Raw genomic sequence first — 20,409 nt, 5'->3', positions numbered from 1 at the left:
CAATGATCACCAAACTAATAAATGAAGACTTAATTAAGCTTGATCTTAAAGCATCTTCAAAAGAAGACGTATTTAAAGAACTGGTTGCCGTTCTTCATGCCCAAGGTCGTATTTCTGACCAAACACAATTTCTTTCAGATATAAAAGCACGTGAAGAATTAGGAAATACCGGATTTGAAGATGGCGTGGCAATTCCACACGCGAAAAGCGCCGCTGTGATTGAACCGGCGGTTGTGATCGGCGTAAGCAAATCAGGTATCGAGTACGGCGCGGAAGACGGTTTACCTTCAAAGCTGTTCTTCATGATCGCCTCTCCAGACGGTGGCGATAACCACCACATCGAAGTACTTGCAGAACTGTCTTCAAAACTGATTGAAGATGGTTTCATCGATGCGTTCTTAGGCGCAACAAACAACCAAGACGCACTGGCACTCCTTCTTGCTAAAGAAGAACCGCAACCAGTGACAGATGCTCCAGCAAACCAAGGTTTCATCATTGGTGTTACTGGTTGTCCTGCGGGCGTTGCGCACACTTACCTAGCGGCAGAAGCGCTAGAGAAAAGTGCAGCAGCGATGGGCTACGAAATCAAGGTTGAAACGAACGGTTCAATCGGTGTGAAAAACAGCCCAACCGCAGAAGAAATCGAGCGTGCAGACGCAATCATCGTGGCATGTGACAAACAAGTCGACATGAACCGCTTTGCGGGAAAACGCGTGGTTAAAACCAACGTAAAAGCCCCAATCCGCGATGCTCAAGGACTGATTAATGAAGCGTTAAACGCACCGACGTACCAAGCTGAGTCCAATGGCAATACGCAAGCATCGGTTGCCGACAAAGCTTCTCAATCTCGTTCTGACTTATATCGCTACTTGATGAACGGCGTATCACACATGATCCCATTCGTCGTAACGGGTGGTCTGTTGATTGCCCTTGCTCTTGCCGTCGGTGGTCAGCCAAGTGAAGCGGGCATGGCGATTCCTGAAGGCAGCATGTGGAACCAAATCCTCAATGTCGGTGTGGTTGCCTTTACGCTGATGATCCCAATCCTTGCCGGTTACATTGCTTACGCGATTGCTGACCGCCCAGCTCTAGCTCCTGGCTTGATCGGTGGTTGGATTGCAAATAATGGTTCTTTCTACGGCGCAGACGCTGGTACAGGCTTTATCGGTGCCATCATCGCAGGTCTGCTTGTGGGTTACTTCGTGAAGTGGATTACGTCGATTAACTACCACAAATTCATCCAACCTTTGGTGCCAATCATGATCGCACCAATCACAGGTTCGCTATTCATCGCAGGTCTATTCATCTTCGTTATCGGCGCGCCAATCGCAAGCCTAATGGACGGTCTGACTGCGCTACTAACTAGCATGAGTACAGGTAACGTCGTTCTACTGGGTATCGTACTTGGTGGTATGGCTGGCTTCGATATGGGTGGTCCATTCAACAAGGTCGCATTCCTATTCTCTGTGGGCATGATTGCGAGCGGTCAAACTCAATTTATGGGTGCGATGGCGTGTGCAATTCCAGTTGCTCCTCTAGGCATGGCACTGGCAACGGCGCTTGGTCGTAAGTTCGACCTGTTCGAAGAATCAGAAACCGAAGCGGGCAAAGCCGCAGGTGCAATGGGTCTGGTGGGTATCTCTGAAGGTGCGATTCCGTTCGCAGCGCAAGATCCAATGTCAGTGATTCCTGCAAACGTACTTGGCTCAATGGTGGCGGCAGTAATGGCGTTCTCATTCGGCATCACCAACAGCGTTGCTCACGGCGGTCCCGTGGTCGCTCTACTTGGCGCGATGAACCACCCAGTCCTTGCTCTGATTTGTATGGCAGCTGGCGCAACGGTTACCGCAGTAACGTGTGTAACGTTGAAGAAAGTACGTAAAGCAAAAATGATGCAAGCAGCTGCTTAATCCCCCCGCCCCCAAATGGCTCCTATGGCTTGGGCAATGTCGCCCAAGCCATGATTTTCTCTCATGGTGACACTCTATGTCTGATTTAACGATGTCCGATACACAAACGATTCAAACTCAAGCTGCGCATCCGACGTTCTTCCTGATGAACAACGTGATTCAAAACTACGCTTGGGGCAGTACTACTTCTGTTAACCAACTGTTTGGCATTGAAAACCCAACAGGCGAACCACAAGCAGAAGTATGGATGGGCGCGCATCCAAACGGTTGCTCAATGGTGACGGTAAACGGCGAGGAGACCAAACTCTCTTCACTGATTGCTCAAGACATGAATGCTTTTCTGAGTGAAGAAGTCGCAAACCGTTTTGGTGAACTTCCATACCTGTTTAAAGTGCTTGCCGCTGAGAAAGCGCTGTCGATTCAGGTGCACCCAAACAAGCAACAAGCAGAACTAGGTTTTGCACTGGAAGAAAAACAAGGCATTCCCCTAACCGCTGCAAACCGTAACTACAAAGATCCAAACCACAAACCAGAATTGGTTTACGCGCTAACCGAATACCAAGCGATGAATGGCTTCCGCCCAACAAGTGAAATCATCAGCTTCTTTTCTGAGCTGGCGATTCCTGAGCTGCAAGGCTTGGTGGATGACCTTATCGACAATCAAACTTCAAAAGGATTGGCGAGCTTCTTCTCCGGTCTATTGTCACTGGAAGGCGAACAGAAAGAGATGGCGTTGACGGTGCTATTGGCACAAGCTCGCATCACCGACTTACCTCTGTTCAACCTGATCTTGGAGTTAGAAACGCAATACCCGGGCGACATTGGTTTGTTTGCGCCCTTGCTACTCAACGTTATCACGCTGAAACCAGGCGAAGCGATGTTCCTGGATGCAGAAACGCCACACGCGTACTTGAAAGGGACGGGGCTTGAGATCATGGCGAACTCAGACAACGTACTACGCGCAGGTTTAACACCGAAGTATATGGACATAAAAGAACTCGTAGCATGCACACGCTTCGAAGAAAAACCTTTCGATACCCTACTGCTTGCACCAATCGAAAACAACGACATGTTGGAATACCCAATTCCCGTCGACGATTTCAAATTCGCGATTGTAAAACAAGCCAACCAACGAACGCTTGATGTAAGAACCGCAGAAATCCTGTTGCCGCTAGATTCCCCGCTCGTGATTACACACGCAAGTGGTGAAACGTGTGTAGTAGATAAAGGCCAATCTGTTTTCATCCCAGCTTACGCCAAACAATACACCTTGAATTGCGAAGGTCGCGTTGCACGGGCTTACAGTTGATTCAAATTGAAACAAAAACGCCTCGCAATTTAAGCGAGGCGTATTCTTTTTCACTCGAGCGATTTTTGTGGCGGTGATAATTAATTAAATATTTTCGGCATCAAACAAGAATTAATCTCGCTGTTGTTATAGTTCAAAGTGTCCAGTAATTCACCTTGCACAGTCAGGTTCTTAATTCCCATGTGCCGCATATCAGATTCAGTGTAATACCAACCATTCGCGAGCGTTGAACGTTGGCATGTATTCGTTCTCGTATGCCCATAAACGGTAATATTTGGGTCTACTCCTACTTTGTTGTAGAACTCCGCTTCTTTAATTCGTAAGCGAGTGAGATAGCGATAAAACTGCTTTTCGTATTGCGAAGGAACCGATTGATCCCACATCTCGTCACTCTGATTCGCGCCACCATGCCACCCAATAAGCGCATCTTTTCCAATCACCACACTTTTCGCCGCAGGCAATATGTAATTCGCGCAAGCAGAAAAACACAATTGGCTGACGATCACATCCATATCGTTGTTTTTTATGAAGTGACCAAACTCTATCCCGACGCCAATATCACCACCACTACTGGTAATACGTAATGTTGTCACTTTCTGGTCACTATCATTCACCATTCTTATGGCTTCGAGCACGGCATCCCCGGTAATCATGCCGTCGTACACCAACGTATTGCCTGTAATGGTTAATTTGTTTTGTGTCGGGAAAGCCATTTTTTGAGTCGCGCACCCGGATAACAAAATAGCTGCGGATATTAAACCGATTTTAAACTTCATCCTTAAACTCCAATACAAACCACTCACTTCGGGCTTCATTAAAACGCTCTGTACTTTTTAAGCTTGAAGGAATAGTTAGCGAGACATTCATATCTTAAACAACATCTATTGTAGTGATAAAAAAACCATTCAACTCAATAACCTAAAAACCAAGTAATGAATTACGACAAGTTTCACGCTTTAATTAGAGATAGTTTTTATACAAACTCTACGGGAATAATCCAAAATATTTAAACAATTAATATTTATAATTGATAAACCACGAAAACATAAACAATACCAATAAAATAATATTGATTAATTAGAATGATTAACGCTGCGCTGTCACCATTTTTGTTTTAGAGCCATAAAGTCACCCTATCGAATAAGACCGCACCCGATTTATACAGCTGCGACAAACAGAAAAGTAAATTTCCGAGAAAATTACGTCGGCTTATGCCAGAATGTGTTCCCTCACTCAACAAGCCTGTAATGTAATGAAATACCAAGCTGCTATTTTTGATATGGATGGTTTACTTCTTGATACTGAACGCGTCTGTATGCGTATTTTCCAAGAAGCATGTGAAGTACAAAACCTTCCGTTTTATGAAGATGTTTACCTATCGATCATTGGCCGCAATGCGGCAGGAATTGAGACGATTTTCCGCAAAGCCTACGGCGAGAATTTAGACCGCCTACATCTTGAATGGCGCACTCGTTACAACGCAGTTGTCAAACACCAAGCCATCCCTGTAAAAGATGGCGTTGTTGAGTTGCTGGAGTGGTTGAAAGCACAGGGCTTACCTATCGCGGTCGCGACATCTACCGCGAAAGAAGTGGCAAAAATCAAACTGGAATTAGCAGGGTTGAGCAAATACTTCGATAACCTAACGACAGGCTGCGAAGTGAGCCACGGCAAACCCGATCCAGAAATCTATTTGCTGGCAGCGAACCGTCTGGATGTAGAGCCAAGCCAATGTTTGGCCTTTGAAGATTCCAATAACGGTGTTCGCGCCGCTGTAGCGGCAAACATGATTACTTATCAAATTCCGGACTTGGTTGAACCTTGCGATGAGGTAAAACAATTTGGTCACGCTATCGTGCCTTCACTGCACGAAGTATTAGCCGAGCTTAAACAGACTCGCTAACCCTCCTCTTAATACGTTCCAAAGCTCAACGTCGACGTTGGGCTTTCGCTTAGTTTCTTACCCATCTCATATTCCATCTCTTATTGAATCGACTCCCTCAACCTACACGAATTGAGAATTGAGCCAGTTCACGCCACGAAAGAAAATCAGGTAGTTCAGTGATCAATCAGTGGAACGAACCAGTACAAGTTTGCAGCAAATCGTCAATATACCGATTGAAGCACGTTTTTCGGGTCAAAACTGGCTGATAATGAGAACTATTGGACAAAAAAGTCCAAGTCAGCCCAAAACAACAAAATGGAGAGTGTTATATGTCTTTACGTATTTTAGCAGCAACCTTGGCACTGGCAGGATTGAGTTTCGGCGCACAAGCCAGTGCCGAGTGTGAAGTTTCTATTGATGCTAACGATATGATGCAGTTTTCGACCAAAACATTGAGTGTTCCAGCAACTTGTAAAGAAGTAACGCTAACGCTCAACCACACCGGTAAAATGCCAGCGCAATCTATGGGTCACAACGTTGTCATCGCAGATACAGCCAACATCCAAGCGGTAGGCACTGACGGCATGTCTGCTGGCGCAGATAACAGTTACGTGAAGCCAGACGACGAGCGCGTTTACGCTCACACAAAAGTCGTTGGTGGCGGTGAAAGCACCAGCATTACATTCAGCACGGAAAAAATGACGGCTGGCGGTGATTACTCATTCTTCTGCTCATTCCCTGGTCACTGGGCGATCATGCAGGGTAAATTTGAGTTCAAATAATCGTTGAATTCAATTTGAGTGTGACTAAAGGGAAGCACATGCTTCCCTTTTTACTAGGCGAATCGGGTCATGCTCTCTCATCCGATAAGTCTTGTCTCGGCATCGGTTTGGCCAGATAAAAACCTTGTACTTTGTCGACGCCACATTGCGCGACGAACTCATATTCGGCTTGAGTTTCTACGCCCTCGGCTACGACTTCGCAGTTGGCAATGTGCCCGAGTTTAGCCACGATTCGGTATAACTCACGCCCCTTTTCATCTGTGGCATCAAGCAGTAATGAACGGTCGAGTTTGATCTTATCAAACGGATATTTGAGCAAATGCGGAAACGAAGCATAACCCGTTCCGAAATCATCCATTGCAATGCGAATACCACACGCTTGCAGCGCGATCATCGTATTGGTCAACGACACTTTATCGTTTAGCACCGCCTCTTCGGTTATCTCGATTTCTAACCAATCTGGGGACACGCCATAGTGCTCAAGTCGCCCTTGTAAGTGCTGAACAAAATCCGCTTGTTCGATCGTCGAAACCGAAATATTGATCGCAACTCGACGTGACGGCGATAACGACATTGTTTTCATGTCCGACAGCACTTTTTCGATGACCAATTTATCAAGTAGCGGCATGGCATCAAGCATTTGGAAGTCACTGATGAACGTTGGAGGGCACAGTTTTCCCTCTTTATCGATGTAACGAATCAGCGCTTCATAGGAGAACACGCTCTTATCTTGGGTCGATTGTAACTTTTGATAAAACATCACCAGCTCCCCTTCTCGCAGAATTGAAGTCAAACGCTTCTGAGCCGATGATTTGTTGATACTGTATATGTTTGAATCTTTCACGCTATTAAGCAGAGACTTAAACAGCGATTGTTCAATACCATTCAAAGCATTGTTCAGCCCGAATTGACTCGCGTGTTTACCAGCATAAGCAAGATAAAAAGGTCGATAGATCAATACTCCTGCCGCGATCACTATCAGTTGAAGTATTGTGCCTTGAATATGATTTCCCATTGCGACATATCCACTGATTAACGGCGGCGTCATCCAGTTCACGATCTTCTCTACAGGATCAATCATACCCGACGCAATGCTCGCATAAGTGATCACGAAACTCACCAAAGGCACCAGCACAAATGGGATGATGAGAATAGGGTTAAAGATGATCGGCAAACCAAACAGCAACACTTCATTAATGTTGAACATCACCAATGGCGCAGCCGCCAACGCCAACATGATATGGTTGCGCTCTCTGGCAAAAATCAGGATACACAAAAGCAAACAGACACTGTTTCCTGAACCGCCCATAGACAAAAAGGCGTCGTAAAAACCTTGGCTGATAACGTTAAGCGACGCTTCACCAGCTTGCCAAGCGGCCATATTGGCTTCGGTCGCAGCGTATATCTGCTGCTTGATGGCAAACAACATGTTGTGAGCATTGATGCCCGTCGCCCCTAGCAACCCCAAAACGGTTTGATAGATTAAACCACCTTCAAGCGTTAAAGGATCGACGCCGATACTGCGCACTGCGCCACTAAACCACACCATGATCGCCGCAGTAACGTGAGACAGGCTTACCGCGACAAGAACAAATACGAAAAAGTGCAAAACGTCTTTAAACAGCCGAGAAGTAAAGTCCAGCGCTTGGGGTTCAAGCAATTGAATTCTCAAATGTTTGCAGTACAAATACGACATCATGGCGCTGATCAGCGCCAACAGAGAGTTATTGGGCAACGTATACGTGGCGGATAGGCTTTCATTTTCTATCGACACCAAATAAAACATGATCAGCGAATAAATAATAAGCACCACGCTCGATACATTGGCTTTGTGCGACAAATAATATGCAGCAACCACGCAAAATGCCGTGGGATATAAGTTGATCAAAATGTCGGAAAGGTGGAAAAGCAGTAACGAAACATCCCCCAAGCCCGCCACTCGAAATGCGTGACCAAGTAGAATAGCCAGCGCGTTGGATAATGTCAGTGGGAGAAGCAGTAACGCGATTGAAGCTAAGTCTGTTAAGTAAGATTTAGACCCAGCTCGCCATTGCTCTGCGATTACAACCAGACGCTGAAAAGGGGCAAAGAAGAGTTCGCGGCGAGTTTGCATGGAGAGTTCTTTTGTAAAGTAGTTATCTTCAACTGCAGAAAATGCAGCCGTTAATACAACAGCCGAAACTCAGGCAAACATTGTTGATAGGTAATGTCGTTTTTCGTATTAAGGTCAAACAATGGATACTAAATGCCAATAACAGCACGGAAAAGTTGCCAACTTAATTTAGCGACTATACATCGCTCGATCCAATGAGATTATTGACCTTCACGACAAACAAAAGGCATATATAATTTGTGGTTATTCCAGAAATTACCACTTACTCATAAAGCTCATTTATTCCTCTTTTTATATAACTTTCGATGAACAACTTAGTAATAATGCTATGCACAAGCAAACAGCAAAGCATGCCATCCACATGCTTTGCCGCCGCATCGGTTTCATCATCCTATTGCCAGTTTAGTGCTCGCGTAACGCGCTTTTTTCTTTCTTGGACTGGCTAAGAAGTACGCTAAAGTAAGAGGCCCTAATCGTCCCATAAACATCATGAAGATGATCACTAACTCACCTGGTTCGGACAAACTGCCCGTTAAGCCTCGCGATAACCCAACCGTACCTAGCGCCGAGACCGCTTCGAACATAATGTCTAACATAGACGCTTTCTCTGTCAGTAACAGCGTGAATATGGCAAACCAAGTCACACCCACCGAGATCAGAGTCAGCGCCAATGCCTTGCTGATGGTCTCTTTGGGAATCTCGCGTTGAAAGGCATAGGTTGCTTCATCACGACGCAAATAGCTGTAAGTTGCCAAGACTAACACCATAAATGTCACAACTTTAATACCACTTGCCGTGCTCAGTGATCCTCCGCCGATAAACATCAACACCAGAATGATCGCCGTTGTGGCATCTTCCAACTGATCGATAGCTAAAGTGTTGAACCCTGCCGTTCTTGGCGTCACCGCTTGAAACCACGATGCCCACCATTTCCCTGCTTCGCTCAACGGGGCAAGCGTGTTGGGGTTGTCATATTCAATCAGATAAATCGCGATAAGTGCCACCACGTTAATGATCACCGTGCCTAAGATCATCATTCGACTGTAAACGGTGAGTCGGTGCCAACGGCGATTGCGTTTTAAGTCAATCCAAACCGAGAAGCCTAAACCACCAATAATGAACAAACTGGTAATGGTGAAGTTAACGACCGGGTCGTCCACGTAAGGCATTAAGCTATCGGCACTCAACGCAAAACCTGCATTGTTAAACGCACTGATGGTGTAGAAGAAACCATGGAACAAACTGGTTTTCCAGCCCAGCTCTTCACTCCAATAAACGCTCAAAATAGTGAAACCAATAAGTTCAACGAGCAGAGCGAACATCAATACAGATTTAGCAGTGGCAATGAGTGTCGACGAGTCAGTTTGGTTGAACGCCTCTCTCGCGACGGCTCGCTCCAAAAAGCCTATTTTTCCGCCCAGAGCCAGCAAAGTCACGATGGCAAACGTCATTAAACCTAGGCCACCACATTGAATCAGGAAGGCAATAACCACTTGCCCAAAAGGCGTAAACGCCGTGCCCGTGTCCACCACAACTAATCCCGTCACCGTAATGGCTGATGTCGCAGTAAACAGGCTTTGAATCCAAGTGATGGGCTCTGTGGTGGCAATCGGCAGTTTGAGTAAGACCGTGCCGAGCATGATCAAGCACGCAAAGCTGAGGCTAAGTATCAGCGGCGGTGCGCCCAACAGTTTTTTGCCCGCTTTGGGTTTTCGCTCGATTGGGATAATAGAGGGATGCCACAAAACCATGTTACACCAACCTTGGAGCGACGTATTTCAGCTCAGCGCGACTACCGCAAAGCAACAGCGTGTCGAACTCATTAAGCACAAACTCATCATTGATATTGGTGTAGACGGCTTCTTCCCGCTTCACCAAGATAGGCTGAATGTTGTAACTGCCTCGGCTGATCAACTTAGAAAGCGGCGTATCGTGCAGATTGGATTTAACGTGGATTTCCACCACATACAAACCATGCCCCATTTCCAAATAGTTGTTCACCATCGGATAGTTGAGTGCCTGCGCGACTCTTACGCCCATCTCCTCTTCCGGATGAATAATGCGTTGTACACCCAGCTTAGACACGATGGTGTGGTGTGCTTTGGTGCTCGCTTTGACCCAAATAGATTTCACGCCTAAATTTTTCAGCGCCAGCGTACACAACAAACTGGCTTGCATGTCTTCGCCAATCGCCACCAACACCACATCACTGTTCGCTAACGCTAACTCTCTGAGTGCGCCTTCGTCTGTTGCGTCACATATGACCGCTTGCGTTAACTCTTCGACGTATTTCTCGACGATTTTCGGGTCGCTATCCACCCCCGTTACGGTGTGTCCAAGATGAATAAGTTCTAAGCTAGCGGCAACGCCAAATCGCCCTAAACCAATTACTGTAAAGTGAGCCATATCAATCCCTAACTGTGTTTTATGTATAGAAAATGCTAATGCGTTAAGGGCTAGGCTGATTTTCCGTCACGAAAAATAGGCAACACGAATCCTGTTCGAGTGCCGATAACCAGCACTAAACCTTGGCATTAACGTTGATTAAATTTGGAATTTAGTGGTGCTTGGACGTCTCAAGCACTAAACGATAACCCAGCCCCGGCTCGGTTTTTAATAGCCGCTGTTCGTCAGCACTATCGTTCAGTTTTTTGCGTAGTTGACTCACTAACACGCGTAAGTAGTGAGTATCTTCGACATGACTTTTTCCCCAAATCACCGCTAGCAAATGAGTTTGCTCAATGAGTTTTCCCGGCTTGAGAATCAACTGTTCAATGAAAGAAAACTCTTTCTTGGTGAGTGGAATTTCCCTCTGATCCAACCAAAATTGGTGAGTGCTTTTGATGATTTTGACTCGGCCAGCCACCAGCTCATCAGCGACGGTTTGCTCATCCACCAAATCTCGAACCAGCACTTTGATGCGCGCGATGAGCTCTTTTACGCCAAAAGGCTTGCTCAAGTAATCATTCGCGCCCGCTTCTAAAAGGCGGATTTTTTCCTCTTCTTGATCGCGAGCTGTCAGCACTAGCACTGGCGTTTTATGCGTCTGACGAAGTGTAGTGAGAAACTCCGTCCCATCGCCGTCAGGCAAGCCTAAATCTAGCAGAATGACGTGCGGCGAATGCGATTCGAAACACGCTTTGGCTTCTGCAATGGTACTCGCGCCAATATAATCAAACCCTTCAGCAGACAGCGAAATTCGAATAAAGGTATGAATGCGAGGCTCATCGTCCACGACTAACACTTTGTAACTCACGCCTGTTCTGCTCCTTGATTGAGTGGAAGTCGAATGCGGATCAACGTCCCTTCTGATACTGGCATAGATTGAATCTCTCCTTGGTGCGCAGTGATGATGCCTTTGGCAACCGCGAGTCCCATTCCGGTGCCTGAATCGGCCGATTTGTTGTTCACACCGGAATAGAAAAGGCTGAATATTTTTTCCGCATCTTCAGCTTTGATGCCAATCCCCATGTCCCGAACATCAATCACGCACGACGAACCCTGCTTAGAAAGAGAAACCTCAACAGATTCATTCTCTGGCGAAAATCGCATGGCATTATCCAACACATTAAAAATCGCTTGTTCGATGAGCGAACGACTTACTGACAAATAGCCAACGGCATCATCCATATTCATGGATACTTTCTCGGTGTAATTCGGCAAACGAGAAACCGCATCCCGCACAATATTCGCAATAGGCTCATCTTTTTTGGTAATTTTTAATGTGCCGTGTTGGAGCTTAGTCGCCTGTAAGAGGTTCTCTATATATTGATGCAAGCGGTGGCTTTCTGAAGTCGCACTGTCGAGCAATTCTTTGCGCTCTAAGTCATTGAGCTTGGGCATGTACTCGTTGAGAGTGGTCAGTGTTCCAATAATGGTTGCCAGCGGCGTGCGTAGGTCATGAGACACCGATAGCAGGATGCTGTTTTGCAGCTTGGTTTGTTTTAACTCGCCCTGCTGGCGACGATAAAGATCCGCGAAGGTGCTGGTGATAAATGCCACCACCATAAACACGACTAGATTAAAAATGTCTTCCGGACGAAACATCTGCAAAGAGTAACGAGGCGTCGTGAAAAAAAAGTTGAAGCTCAGCGCTTCGATCACCGCCGCCGCATAAGCGAATCGCGAGCTGCATTGAAACGCCACCACCACGACTGCTAACTGCAAAATCAGCAGGACGGCAGCCGTAGAGCCAAACAGTTGGTCTAACAGCCATGAGGCCACAACCGCGCCAACAATCACGATGGCAGAAAAGAGAAATGTGTTATCTCGCCAATGAGCAAACATAAAGTACATCAACCAAAATTCGATGCAGAAACTTTAGCAAAAGCCCATTCGGAGTTCGCGTAAAAAAAGCGTAAAAAATTCAATAACGACAGTGAGTTATAAACATAACCATCATTAATTTGGCCTAACTCAATGAATAATCACAAGTTAACGTTACCCATTGACGCCCACCCACACGGTATAAACGACAGACACAAAAAAGAGGAGCATTTGCTCCCCTTTCATTTAGTCTCATTTAGATGCAGCTGTTTGGCAGCATCTTACTCAGACAAAAAACTTTCATTTAGTCTCATTTAGATGCAGCTGTTTGGCAGCATCTTACTCAGACAAAAAACCGCCGGTTTGATGCTTCCACAACTGAGCGTAAACGCCACCCAATTGGAGCAGCTCGTGGTGTGAGCCTTGCTCAATGATTTTGCCGTCATCCATTACAATCAAACGATCCATCGCGGCAATCGTTGATAGACGGTGAGCAATCGCGATCACTGTTTTTCCTTCCATCAGAACTTCAAGGTTTTCTTGAATTGCCGACTCCACTTCTGAATCAAGTGCAGACGTAGCTTCGTCCATGATCAAAATTGGCGCGTTTTTCAACAGCACGCGAGCAATCGCCACTCGTTGACGCTGACCGCCAGACAACTTCACGCCGCGCTCACCCACTTCAACATCGTAGCCGGCATTGCCTTGTTCATCTTTTAACGTTTGGATGAAGTCATGCGCGTGTGCTTTTTCAGCGGCGTTAATCACAGCCTCCATTGAAGCGCTTGGATCACCGTAAAGAATGTTCTCTTTAATTGAGCGATGCAGCAAAGAAGTGTCCTGCGTGATCATACCGATATGTTGACGCAGCGACTCTTGTTCGACTTGCGAAATGTCCTGCCCATCAATACAAATCTTACCGGTATTCACATCGTAAAAACGCAGCAACAGGTTAACCAACGTGGATTTACCTGCCCCAGAGCGACCGACAATACCGACTTTTTCGCCCGGTTTGATGGTCAGGTTCAAGTTCTCAAATACCGCCTTCTCGTCACTGTAGTTAAAACTTACGTCGTCGAAACAGATCTCACCTCGCGAGATTTGCAGAGGCTTGGCATTTGGCACGTCTTTCACTTCAACGTCGTTTGAAATCGTATTGATGCCGTCCACTACCGTACCAATGTTTTCAAACAGCGCGCTAACTTCCCACATGATCCACTTCGACATACCTTGCACACGCAACGCAATACTGATGGCAATCGCAATGGCACCAATCGTCACGGCTTCGTCTAACCAGAGGTAAACGGAGATAGCACTGATAGACAGAAGCAATAAATAGTTGATGGCATCAACACTAAACAGCAAACAAGTCACCATGCGCATTTGGCGGTAAACCGTCACCAAAAACTGCTTCATGCTGCTTTCTGCGTATTCCAACTCTCGTTGCGAGTGTGCGAACAATTTCACGGTAGAAATGTTGGTGTAAGAATCCACAATGCGTCCGGTCATAACCGAGCGAGCATCCGCTTGATCCGTCGCAACCTGCTTCATTCGTGGGATAAAGTAGAACTGGATCAGAACATAAATGCCTAACCAGACCACAATCGGCAGCATCAACAAGCCATCTGCCTCACCCATCATCCAAATCATCGACAGAAAATAAACGCTGATGTAAACCAGTACATCCACCAGCTTCATCACTGTTTCTCGTACCGCTAACGCGCTTTGCATCACTTTGGTCGCGACTCGGCCTGCAAAGTCTCGTTGGAAAAAGCCAACCGCTTGTTTCAGTAAGTAGCGATGAATCAGCCAACGGATAGACATCGGGTAATTACCCAATAACGTTTGGTGCATCACCATCGAGTGCACAAAGCCTAAACACGGCATCACAACGACAACAAGCAACACCATCATCATCATGCGATCGCCTTGATCTGCCCAGAATGTTGCACGGTCTTGGTTGGCAAGAATATCCACCAATTCGCCCATGTAACGTAAGAGCGTCACTTCCGTCACCGCAATCAATGCACTGAATATCGCCATGACAAGTAAAGGGGCTTCAAAGCCACGAGTGTAAAAGCGACAGAAGCCAAAAAGCGTCTTCGGTGGCTTTTCGGTTTCCATCTGGGGAAAGGGTTGGGTCAGTTTTTCAAACCAATTAAACATAACAACTACTTTGGTTACCGCGAATAAATTTGCGGACGTTTTACTATCTTTTGATACGAAAGTCAGTAAAATACCGAAACAAAAGTTCAAATGATAATAATTACAATTAAGCTTCTTGTTAAATATAATTGTCGGGAATGTATTTATGACGAAAAATAACTTACTGACCGTTGCGATCCGTAAAGCAATGGTTTGCGCGGTTGCGCCTACAGTAGCAGTGGTTGCGCTTTCAGCGAACGCACAAGATGACGTTACCGCGATGGAAACCATCACCGTCACAGCACAAGCGTTAAAAGTAGAAACACCAGCGGCAGAAACACCACGCAGCGTTTCTATTATCTCTGAAGACGAACTTCGCGTTCGTGCACCGCAAAAATTGGACGAAGCATTACGCTACACATCTGGCGTAACCGCTCAGCCTTATGGCGCCGACAACGACACCGATTGGTTCAAAGTGCGCGGTTTTGATGCTGCGACTTACCTAAACGGCAACCGCCTATTCCGCGACGGTTACTACACATGGTTGGTCGAACCTTACGGCCTAGAAAGTGTGGAAGTGGTTAAAGGCCCATCAGCTATTCTGTTTGGTGAATCGGCACCAGGCGGTATCGTGAATGCAGTACAGAAAAAACCAACGTTTACGCCTCAAGGCGAAGTAAAAGTGGAAGTGGGCAACAACCAACACCAGTCTGTGGGTTTTGACATTGCTGATGAAGCAAACGACGATGGCACAATCCGCTACCGTTTGGTTGGCCTGATGACAAGCCAAGATGGCGAACTGGCCGGCACCAACAACGAGCGTTTTTATCTAGCGCCAAGCGTCGAGTTCGACATTTCTGACCGTACAATGCTGACCGTTTTGGCTACTTACCTTCGTGATGACGGTGTGCCAACCAACCCATTTTTCCCAGCGGCAGGTACTCTGATTGGCTCTAACTTTGGCAAAATCGATCCTTCGACTAACCTTGGTCAGCCAAACTACGATAAATACGAACGCACACAGTTCTCTCTAGGTTACTTGCTAGAGCACGACATCAATGACACGTGGTCATTCTCGCAAAACCTCAACTACGGTTCGAATGAGTTGTACTTGCGCAGCTCTTACGCGTTCTCAAACAACGATCCAGCGAAAGAAGAATTAACGCAAGGCATCGTATTTCGTGACGGCAAAAACCAGAGCATCACGTTCGATAACAATGCTGTCGGCAACTGGATGACAGATAACGCAGAACACACTGTGCTCGTCGGTATGGATCTGCAATTTCACAAAACCGATGGCGACGAACAGGACAACTACGCGTTTGGCACCATCAACCCGTGGAACCCAGTTTACGGCAACTTCAATCCACTTGATCCTTCAAAGAACGTGAAACGTGAGATTGAGAAATCTCAAGCAAGTGTCTACTCACAATACCAATTGAAACTGCATGAACAATGGATTGGTAACGTAGGTGCTCGTTACGACTGGGTGAAAACAGAAAACTCTGGCAAAGGCGCAGGCGTTGATCAAAACGAATCTCGTGATGATGGTCAGCTGTCTCTCAGCGCGGGTGTGATGTTCCTTGCAAACAATGGTTTGTCACCTTACGCAAACTACTCTCAATCGTTTGAAGTGATCAGCACCATTGATGCGGCAACCAATGAGCTTTACAAACCGCTAGAAGGCGAGCAAGTAGAAGTGGGTGTGAAGTATGAGCCAAGCTTTATGGATGGCTTTATCAACCTAGCATGGTTCGACATTGCGCAAAAGAACGCGTTGGTGACCAACCCATCAACATGGATCGCGACACAAACGGGTGAAGTGACTTCTCAAGGTATTGAGCTTGAAAGCACGGCGCAGCTAACCGACGATCTAAAACTGATGGCAAGCTACACCTACACCAAAGCGAAAACAGACGAAAGCTTTGGCAAAGGCAAAAAACAAGCCGCGCTTATTCCTGAACACCAAGCTTCGGCGTGGGTAGACTACAGCGCGTACAGCCTAATTCCAGGTCTAAACATCGGTACTGGTGTCCGTTATGTGGGTGAGTCTAAAGATAACCCTAAGAGCTCGAGCCTAACCGTTCCTTCAGTGACTCTTTGGGATGCGTCAGTCACTTACGACATCACTTCACAGTGGCAAGCACAGCTAAACGTGAACAACATTCTGGATAAAAAATTTGTATCAGGTTGCGATTACTGGTGTTACTACGGCCAGTCTCGCTCTGTCATGCTAAACGCAAACTACCGCTGGTAATTGAACTTTCTACTCCCCTTTCTTGAGGGGAGTTTTCTCCTGAGAGCCATCCATGTTTCAACTGTCTAATATTGAGATCGTTCGAGGTGGACGTCAGATCCTCGGCATCGACCAACTTAACATCCCAACGAATGAACTGACTGTCGTTTTGGGCCATAACGGTTCAGGCAAATCGACACTGGTGAACCTGCTTTCTGGTCAAATGTCACCAGATAGAGGCACGGTAGCATTAAACGACACTTCCCTTTCATCACTCAAAACCAAAGAGCTGGCAAAGCAGATAGCCTATTTGCCACAAAAGCTGCCCTCCTCGGCTGGTTTAACGGTAGAAGAGCTAGTGCGCTTAGGCCGCTTTCCGTGGCGTGGCGCACTTGGTCGTTGGAAACCTGAAGACAAACAGATTATCGCTGAAGCCATGGCTCGCACTGGCGTAGCTCCGTTTGCTCAAGCATTAGCGGACGATTTATCGGGCGGCGAGCGCCAACGCGCTTGGGTGTCGATGCTGTTGGCTCAACAATCACCGATTTTGATCCTAGATGAACCGACCTCCGCGCTCGATGTTCACCATCAATTTCAACTGATGGCGCTACTGGCAGAGCTGAATCGATCCGAGAACGTAGGCATTATCGTGATCCTGCACGATTTGAACTTAGCACTGCGCTACGCAACCCACATAGTTGCGCTCAAAAAAGGTCAAATTGCCTTTGAAGGCAACGCCGAAATGCTGCTTGATGAAGCGCGTTTGTCTGCACTTTACGAATCACCAATTAAGCTCATTGACCATCCAACGCCCGCGGACACACTTGCTAGCCAGAAGGTGGCGGTGGTATGTGCATGATGGTTCGACTTCTCAAACAACTAAGCTGCACGACGCTACTTTTCACAGTGATGATTGCACGTGCGAACGCAGACATTACCGTTCATGATGCGTACGGCGCGGTGACTTTTGAGCAAGTGCCGCAACGCGTCGTGGTTCTCAACTGGGACATTTTGGAACAAGTGCTCGCGTTAGACATCGAGCCCATTGCTGCGCCTAACTTGCCAGGTTACCGCCAGTGGGTGGTGAATCCTTACGCACCAGAATCCATTGAGGATATCGGCACTCGCGCCGAACCCAATTTAGAGAAGATCGCGAGTTTGAAACCCGATGTGATCCTAGCAGCTTCTCCCCAGCAAGATTTGATTCCCCTGCTCAGACAAATTGCGCCGGTGGTCTATTTGCCGAATTTTTCGCAAAACGAAGCCGCGGCTCAAACCGCAATCAAGCATTTTCGTACGCTAGGTGCGCTGTTTGATAAACAAGAGTTAGCGGAACAAAAACTGGCAAAACTCAATGACTCATTCAAACAACTGCGTGACAAAATTCGTCAGCATTATTCTGCCCCATTAGACGTGTTGGTAATGCGCTTCTCGACCCCCAATTCTGTTCTGCTATCGACGGAAAATTCGACCACTGACTATGTGGTTGAGCAGCTTGGGTTAACCAACCCTATCCAAGTCTCTGCGCGCGCTTGGGGCATCAAACAAGATCGCATCAACCGCTTACAAAACCTTGAACAAAGCTACGTACTTTACGTGCAGCCTTTCCCGCAAGAGAGCAAGTTGAACAGCTCACCACTTTGGCAAGCGATGCCATTCGTGAAAAAACAGCGCGTAAATTCGGTAAGAGCGGTGTGGGCCTACGGCGGTGCGATGTCTTTGCAATACATGGCAGAAGCCATTACCGACAGCTTAATTGAACTGGCACCAAAACAATGAGAACGAAACCGTACATTGGCTATGTCGCGCTGATTGCGTTGCTTAGCCTATTGAGCTTACAAATTGATACGAGCTTGTCGTTGAGTGAACAATGGCAGTTGTTAACTCAACCAAAAAGCGCCAGCGAATTTCGTGATGTTTTCTTTATGCAGTCTCAGTTACCTCGATTGAGCATCACGCTATTGGTTGGTGCAATGCTCGGGCTGACTGGCAGTTTGATGCAGCAGTTAACGCAAAACAACCTCACCTCACCGCTGACCTTGGGCACCTCTTCCGGTGCTTGGCTTGCGCTGGTCATCGTTAACATTTGGTTTGTTGACTGGGTGGCCGACTATTCCGCTTTCGCTGCAATGGCAGGTGCTTTGGTCGCGTTTGGTTTGATCATTTCGATCGCTGGTGTGCGCAATATGACGGGGTTACCCTTAGTGGTCTCCGGTATGGTCATCAACATTTTGCTTGGCTCCATCGCGACAGCTCTGATTATTCTCAATGCACAGTTTGCTCAAAACATCTTTATGTGGGGAGCGGGCGACCTTTCACAATACAGTTGGGATTGGTTTGAATGGTTGCTGCCACGTTCTACTGTCGCAATCGTCATTTTGATTGTCGCACCACGCATTCTGACCCTAATGAAACTGGGACAAGAAGGCGCAGCAGCCCGAGGCTTAGCGGTATTACCCGCGTTTGGGGCGTTAATGGTGATGGGTATTTGGCTAGTATCAGCCTCAATCACTGCGGTTGGTATCATCAGTTTTATCGGCTTGTTAACACCAAACATCGCCCGTGCAATGGGAGCGAGAACGCCACGCGATGAACTCATCAGCAGCATGTTGCTTGGCGCTGCGTTGCTGCTTATCACCGATTCTGCGGCGATTTATCTCAGTTTGTTGTTAGAAGAAACCATCCCAAGCGGTGTGGCGGCGGCGGCCATTGGTGCACCTGCTTTGATCTGGTTTACTCGCAAGAAACTGACAGCTACGGATCAGCTGAACCTGTCGATGAGCCAAGGGAAAACGGCCCTATCGAACGCAGCAGTTTGGGGCATTGCATCAATGGGGATCATCGGCATTCTGACGTACTCATTTGTTACGCACGGCATCAGTGGTATTGAGTTTGCGATTCCTGGCGAGTTCCAATGGCAACTGCGTTGGCCACGCATGATCAGTGCGATTTCAGTAGGTGTTGCCCTTTCCATTGCAGGGATCATTTTGCAGCGTATCGTTTACAACCCACTCGCGAGCCCAGACATTCTCGGTGTGTCATCCGGCGCAACCTTTGCCATTATCATCACTGGTGTGATGGTTGGCTCTGTACTCGCCGCATTTAACTGGGGCGTCGCTTTTCTGGGCAGTCTGACCGTATTGATGCTGCTGCTCATTATCGGGAAACGCAGCCACTTTAACCCTTCTAATTTTGTACTCTCGGGTATTGCCCTTAGCGCCCTATTACAAGCTCTTGTTCAGTTTGCGTTGGCGCAAGGCTCTGGGGAAAGTTACAAAATTTTGCTCTGGCTCACGGGCTCAACGTATCGCGTCACCAGCACAAGTGCATTGGTGTTACTTATCGCCGTGTTGGTGCTTTTAGCGATTGTGTTTGCGTTGTCACGTTGGCTAACGCTGATTTCTATTGGTCGAGCGTTTTCTAACGCGCGCGGGCTGAATCCATCATCTGCGAACACGATTTTGCTTGTTATCGTTGCTCTGCTGTGTGCATTTTCAACGGCGACGGTCGGCCCCGTTTCCTTTGTTGGCTTGGTCGCACCACACATGGCGATGATGCTAGGAGCAAGAAAGGTCAAAGAACAATTATTCGTTGGCAGTTTGATTGGTGCAACGCTTATGGTTTGGGCGGATTGGTTAGGGCAAATCGCCATTTACCCGAGCCAAATTGCAGCAGGTACGTTAGTCGCGATTATCGGTAGTACCTACTTCTTGTTTCTGATGCTCAAAAGCAAGTTCCGATAACTTGGCGTAAAGATAAGCGA

The 20,409-nt window shown here is 47.1% G+C and carries 15 protein-coding genes; 8 read left to right on the top strand and 7 right to left on the bottom strand.

What is annotated here, in order from left to right:
• Nucleotides 1-2: 2 nt before the first annotated feature.
• Nucleotides 3-1,910 carry a fructose-specific PTS transporter subunit EIIC gene (locus OU793_RS07430; RefSeq protein WP_159404386.1) on the top strand — a complete coding sequence of 636 codons (1,908 nt, stop codon included), beginning with the start codon at nucleotides 3-5 and terminating at the stop codon, nucleotides 1,908-1,910.
• A 76-nt stretch (nucleotides 1,911-1,986) separates the two neighbouring features.
• Nucleotides 1,987-3,219: a mannose-6-phosphate isomerase, class I gene (gene manA / locus OU793_RS07425; protein ID WP_159404387.1), complete on the top strand. Its 1,233-nt coding sequence runs from the start codon at nucleotides 1,987-1,989 to the stop codon at nucleotides 3,217-3,219.
• A gap of 80 nt (nucleotides 3,220-3,299) precedes the next feature.
• On the opposite strand, the gene OU793_RS07420 is transcribed toward manA, so the two are convergent.
• Nucleotides 3,300-3,995, bottom strand: a complete 696-nt coding sequence (locus OU793_RS07420; protein WP_025504868.1) for a hypothetical protein — start codon at nucleotides 3,993-3,995, stop codon at nucleotides 3,300-3,302.
• 476 nt (nucleotides 3,996-4,471) lie between these two features.
• Between OU793_RS07420 and OU793_RS07415 the strand changes: the two genes are divergently transcribed.
• Nucleotides 4,472-5,122, top strand: coding sequence for an HAD family phosphatase (locus OU793_RS07415; protein WP_023584584.1), 651 nt, complete (start codon nucleotides 4,472-4,474; stop codon nucleotides 5,120-5,122).
• A 311-nt stretch (nucleotides 5,123-5,433) separates the two neighbouring features.
• Nucleotides 5,434-5,886, top strand: a complete 453-nt coding sequence (azu, locus tag OU793_RS07410; protein WP_005463034.1) for an azurin — start codon at nucleotides 5,434-5,436, stop codon at nucleotides 5,884-5,886.
• Nucleotides 5,887-5,953: 67 nt separating this feature from the next.
• Here the strand turns inward: azu and OU793_RS07405 are convergent, their stop codons facing one another.
• The 6 genes from OU793_RS07405 to OU793_RS07380 all read right to left on the bottom strand — a co-directional run bounded on the left by OU793_RS07405 (nucleotide 5,954) and on the right by OU793_RS07380 (nucleotide 14,431).
• Nucleotides 5,954-7,999: an EAL domain-containing protein gene (locus OU793_RS07405; protein WP_140103612.1), complete on the bottom strand. Its 2,046-nt coding sequence runs from the start codon at nucleotides 7,997-7,999 to the stop codon at nucleotides 5,954-5,956.
• Between the two features lie 386 nt (nucleotides 8,000-8,385).
• Nucleotides 8,386-9,750, bottom strand: coding sequence for a TrkH family potassium uptake protein (locus OU793_RS07400; RefSeq protein WP_005392443.1), 1,365 nt, complete (start codon nucleotides 9,748-9,750; stop codon nucleotides 8,386-8,388).
• A 1-nt stretch (nucleotide 9,751) separates the two neighbouring features.
• Entirely contained in the window at nucleotides 9,752-10,405 is a 654-nt protein-coding gene (locus OU793_RS07395; RefSeq protein WP_005375180.1) for a TrkA family potassium uptake protein, read from the bottom strand.
• A 151-nt stretch (nucleotides 10,406-10,556) separates the two neighbouring features.
• Entirely contained in the window at nucleotides 10,557-11,255 is a 699-nt protein-coding gene (locus tag OU793_RS07390) for a response regulator transcription factor (RefSeq protein ID WP_140103610.1), read from the bottom strand.
• Nucleotides 11,252-12,286 (bottom strand): ATP-binding protein, encoded by a 1,035-nt coding sequence (locus OU793_RS07385; RefSeq protein ID WP_024699656.1) that lies wholly within the window; start codon nucleotides 12,284-12,286, stop codon nucleotides 11,252-11,254. Before OU793_RS07385 ends, OU793_RS07390 begins: the two co-directional genes overlap by 4 nt.
• Before the next feature lie 318 nt (nucleotides 12,287-12,604).
• Nucleotides 12,605-14,431: an ABC transporter ATP-binding protein gene (locus OU793_RS07380; protein ID WP_025638730.1), complete on the bottom strand. Its 1,827-nt coding sequence runs from the start codon at nucleotides 14,429-14,431 to the stop codon at nucleotides 12,605-12,607.
• A gap of 145 nt (nucleotides 14,432-14,576) precedes the next feature.
• Between OU793_RS07380 and OU793_RS07375 the strand changes: the two genes are divergently transcribed.
• The 4 genes from OU793_RS07375 to fhuB are packed head-to-tail and all read left to right on the top strand — an operon-like array spanning nucleotide 14,577 to nucleotide 20,389.
• Nucleotides 14,577-16,667 (top strand): TonB-dependent siderophore receptor, encoded by a 2,091-nt coding sequence (locus OU793_RS07375; RefSeq protein WP_159404388.1) that lies wholly within the window; start codon nucleotides 14,577-14,579, stop codon nucleotides 16,665-16,667.
• 52 nt (nucleotides 16,668-16,719) lie between these two features.
• Nucleotides 16,720-17,505 carry an ABC transporter ATP-binding protein gene (locus OU793_RS07370; protein ID WP_140103607.1) on the top strand — a complete coding sequence of 262 codons (786 nt, stop codon included), beginning with the start codon at nucleotides 16,720-16,722 and terminating at the stop codon, nucleotides 17,503-17,505.
• Nucleotides 17,496-18,425 carry an iron-siderophore ABC transporter substrate-binding protein gene (locus OU793_RS07365; RefSeq protein ID WP_069489242.1) on the top strand — a complete coding sequence of 310 codons (930 nt, stop codon included), beginning with the start codon at nucleotides 17,496-17,498 and terminating at the stop codon, nucleotides 18,423-18,425. Before OU793_RS07370 ends, OU793_RS07365 begins: the two co-directional genes overlap by 10 nt.
• The gene (gene fhuB / locus OU793_RS07360; protein WP_140103606.1) at nucleotides 18,422-20,389 is read left to right on the top strand and encodes a Fe(3+)-hydroxamate ABC transporter permease FhuB; all 1,968 of its coding nucleotides are present in this window, start codon (nucleotides 18,422-18,424) and stop codon (nucleotides 20,387-20,389) included. The genes OU793_RS07365 and fhuB overlap by 4 nt, the downstream gene beginning before the upstream one ends.
• Nucleotides 20,390-20,409: the final 20 nt, after the last annotated feature.

This window comes from Vibrio sp. VP6 (assembly GCF_028823755.1).
Classification (GTDB): domain Bacteria; phylum Pseudomonadota; class Gammaproteobacteria; order Enterobacterales; family Vibrionaceae; genus Vibrio; species Vibrio parahaemolyticus.
This window is presented reverse-complemented; position numbering and strand designations above follow the sequence as displayed.

What these genes read in the sequence shown, in the direction of transcription:
- OU793_RS07430 (WP_159404386.1), top strand. Translation starts at nt 3, where the DNA reads ATGATCACCAAACTAATAAATGAAGACTTAATTAAGCTTGATCTTAAA.
- manA (WP_159404387.1), top strand. Translation starts at nt 1,987, where the DNA reads ATGTCTGATTTAACGATGTCCGATACACAAACGATTCAAACTCAAGCT.
- OU793_RS07420 (WP_025504868.1), bottom strand. Translation starts at nt 3,995, where the DNA reads ATGAAGTTTAAAATCGGTTTAATATCCGCAGCTATTTTGTTATCCGGG.
- OU793_RS07415 (WP_023584584.1), top strand. Translation starts at nt 4,472, where the DNA reads ATGAAATACCAAGCTGCTATTTTTGATATGGATGGTTTACTTCTTGAT.
- azu (WP_005463034.1), top strand. Translation starts at nt 5,434, where the DNA reads ATGTCTTTACGTATTTTAGCAGCAACCTTGGCACTGGCAGGATTGAGT.
- OU793_RS07405 (WP_140103612.1), bottom strand. Translation starts at nt 7,999, where the DNA reads ATGCAAACTCGCCGCGAACTCTTCTTTGCCCCTTTTCAGCGTCTGGTT.
- OU793_RS07400 (WP_005392443.1), bottom strand. Translation starts at nt 9,750, where the DNA reads ATGGTTTTGTGGCATCCCTCTATTATCCCAATCGAGCGAAAACCCAAA.
- OU793_RS07395 (WP_005375180.1), bottom strand. Translation starts at nt 10,405, where the DNA reads ATGGCTCACTTTACAGTAATTGGTTTAGGGCGATTTGGCGTTGCCGCT.
- OU793_RS07385 (WP_024699656.1), bottom strand. Translation starts at nt 12,286, where the DNA reads ATGTTTGCTCATTGGCGAGATAACACATTTCTCTTTTCTGCCATCGTG.
- OU793_RS07380 (WP_025638730.1), bottom strand. Translation starts at nt 14,431, where the DNA reads ATGTTTAATTGGTTTGAAAAACTGACCCAACCCTTTCCCCAGATGGAA.
- OU793_RS07375 (WP_159404388.1), top strand. Translation starts at nt 14,577, where the DNA reads ATGACGAAAAATAACTTACTGACCGTTGCGATCCGTAAAGCAATGGTT.
- OU793_RS07370 (WP_140103607.1), top strand. Translation starts at nt 16,720, where the DNA reads ATGTTTCAACTGTCTAATATTGAGATCGTTCGAGGTGGACGTCAGATC.
- OU793_RS07365 (WP_069489242.1), top strand. Translation starts at nt 17,496, where the DNA reads ATGTGCATGATGGTTCGACTTCTCAAACAACTAAGCTGCACGACGCTA.
- fhuB (WP_140103606.1), top strand. Translation starts at nt 18,422, where the DNA reads ATGAGAACGAAACCGTACATTGGCTATGTCGCGCTGATTGCGTTGCTT.